The following is a 2,054-nucleotide window of genomic DNA, read 5'->3' as shown; positions in this document are numbered from 1 at the left end:
TTTTGTGACAGCCTCAACCCCGATATCGCGCAGACCGCCCGCATCCAGGAAGGACGTCCAGCACTGGTTGGCTGTGAACAGGCGTTTCAGCGATCGGGGAGTAAAAGCGGACAACATGAGGACGGATTAACCCCCGGTATCCTGTAGCCGGGTAAGGGCTGCTGTGTCGCCACGGCGCTCCAGGATGGAGGCCGCGACCATCGCAGGTGGTGGGTCCATGGGTTTGAGCATCTTCATCCAGTCCCATTCACGTTGTGAGAGCTTCTCAGCACCAACAGAGAGCAGAACGGGAACTATACTTTTGCGGGTCAACATAAGAGGATGAGTCCTTAATAAAACAGGTCCTCAGAGCATACATATTCTGCGGAGCGTGCGGCAACAACAGGACGAACAGGGGCGGTTTTCAATTTGCAGCCGTCAGGCTGCCGTGGTTCACGATTTTCACGCTCCAGCTCTTTCAGACGCTGACGTTCAGCGGTGGTGAGCCCTCCATCACCGCCCCCGGTATCCCGCTCATGCTGGCGAACCCAGACACGCAGAGTCTCCGGCGTACAGCCAATCTTTGGAGCAATGGAACAAATTGTCGCCCATTGTGAGTCATATTCGCCCTGACTTTCCAGAACCATACGGACTGCCCGTTGACGGACTTCGGGGGAAAAACGAGTATTTTTAGTCATCCTGTTTACCTCTTTCTCAGGAAGTTTAGTCTCCAGGATTCCCGGGGCGGTTCAGATAGCCTGAACGTGTACTGTCGTAATGGCCAGGTGGAAATCGACAACAACATCGGTGAAAACGCGCTGCGATCGGTGGCGGTTGGAAGAAAAAATTATCTCTTCTTCGGTTCTGACAACGGTGGAGAAAGCGCGGCGATTATCTACAGTCTGCTGGTCACCTGCAAACTGAACGGAGTGGAGCCGGAGGACTGGTTGCGCGAAGTGATCGTGAAGCTCAATGACTGGCCGTCGAACCGAGTGCATGAACTGCTGCCCTGGAACTTCTCAGCTGTAAAATAATCCTTCCGCTACGTACTTCTCTGGGCGCTTACCACTCAACGGCATCGTCAAAATTATCAAAGCGCAGAACATAGATTTATCATGTGTTTTATGGATGGCTTTCTCCATCAGGCATCGTTCGTCACGGGAAATTGGTGCTATGATCGGCATTGCTCAGTCCGGTTGGTGATTTGTTTTGATTTGGCGATTGATCAGATCGCACAATCCGGGCTGAGTTCCCTCTAAGTGATCTAGGTTGTGTCCCTTAATTACGTAAGCGTTGATAAAAGAGTCGGATGCAGCCCAGTTTCACCATCGCCAGGTAATTTCTCGCCGTTTTGTCGTAACGCGTGGCGATGCGGCGATATTCTTTCAGCCGCCCAAAGCACCGTTCAACGACATTACGATTGCGGTACGCATCACGATCAAGCTGTGCACGTCCATCCGATGCCATTTTCTCATTTGACTTTCGGGGGATTACTGCCTTTATACCGTTATTTTTCAGCTCGTTGCGCAATGCGCGCCCTGAATACGCTTTATCAGCCAGTACCGCATGTCCACGGCGTTTCATGCTGCCGTTCTGACGCTGAACGCCAATCCCGTCCAGAAGTCGTTGCGCGAACTGGCTTTCATGAGCTTGTCCGGGGCTTAGCACGATATTTAACGGGAGGCCACTTCCGTCTGTTGCCAGATGGATTTTGGTGCCAAAACCGCCGCGAGAGCGACCCGGGCCATTATCTCCGTCGATATCGGGATGTTTTTTTGAGCACCGGCGGCACATTTCAGCGCCCGGATATTACTGCCATCCAGCGCGGTGGCAGACCAGTCAATAAAGCCGTTTGCATCAAGTAGCGAAAGCAACCTGTTGAAAATAATATTAATCACGCCTGACTTTGACCATCGGTTAAAGCGGTTATAAACAGTTTTCCATGCCCCATATCGTTCGGGTAAATCGCGCCATGGTGCACCGGAACATAACACCCAGAACATGCCATTGATGATTTTACGGTGCTCAGCCCATGGGCGTCCGGCCCGTGGTGTGGCGGGTTCAGGAGGTAACAG

At 52.5% G+C, this 2,054-nt stretch carries 3 protein-coding genes and 3 pseudogenes; 1 reads left to right on the top strand and 5 read right to left on the bottom strand.

What is annotated here, in order from left to right; translation table 11 throughout:
* The 3 genes and pseudogenes from BGK49_RS31080 to BGK49_RS13335 all read right to left on the bottom strand — a co-directional run.
* On the bottom strand, positions 1 to 117 hold a 117-nt coding region (locus tag BGK49_RS31080), incomplete at its 3' end, for a hypothetical protein (RefSeq protein WP_241548056.1).
* Between the two features lie 9 nt (positions 118 to 126).
* Entirely contained in the window at positions 127 to 315 is a 189-nt protein-coding gene (locus BGK49_RS30445) for a hypothetical protein (protein ID WP_000957863.1), read from the bottom strand.
* 107 nt (positions 316 to 422) lie between these two features.
* A pseudogene (locus BGK49_RS13335) lies at positions 423 to 677 on the bottom strand (transposase); the annotation flags it as partial.
* Positions 678 to 731: 54 nt separating this feature from the next.
* Here BGK49_RS13335 and BGK49_RS13330 point away from each other — a divergent pair.
* Positions 732 to 1,013, top strand: a pseudogene (locus BGK49_RS13330) (transposase domain-containing protein); the annotation flags it as partial.
* Positions 1,014 to 1,087: 74 nt separating this feature from the next.
* Here BGK49_RS13330 and BGK49_RS31075 read toward each other — a convergent pair.
* Together BGK49_RS31075 and BGK49_RS27015 are read right to left on the bottom strand one after the other, a co-directional pair.
* A pseudogene (locus tag BGK49_RS31075) lies at positions 1,088 to 1,163 on the bottom strand (hypothetical protein); the annotation flags it as partial.
* 94 nt (positions 1,164 to 1,257) lie between these two features.
* Positions 1,258 to 2,054 (bottom strand): IS5-like element ISSfl7 family transposase gene (locus tag BGK49_RS27015; RefSeq protein WP_114143100.1). Its coding sequence is split into 2 segments (ribosomal slippage), with 798 coding nucleotides annotated over them: positions 1,258 to 1,760 and positions 1,760 to 2,054; the frame shifts between segments, so codons are not numbered across the junction. This gene is flagged as partial in the annotation.

This window comes from Shigella sp. FC1544 (genome assembly GCF_001722145.1).
Classification (GTDB): domain Bacteria; phylum Pseudomonadota; class Gammaproteobacteria; order Enterobacterales; family Enterobacteriaceae; genus Escherichia; species Escherichia coli.
This window is presented reverse-complemented; position numbering and strand designations above follow the sequence as displayed.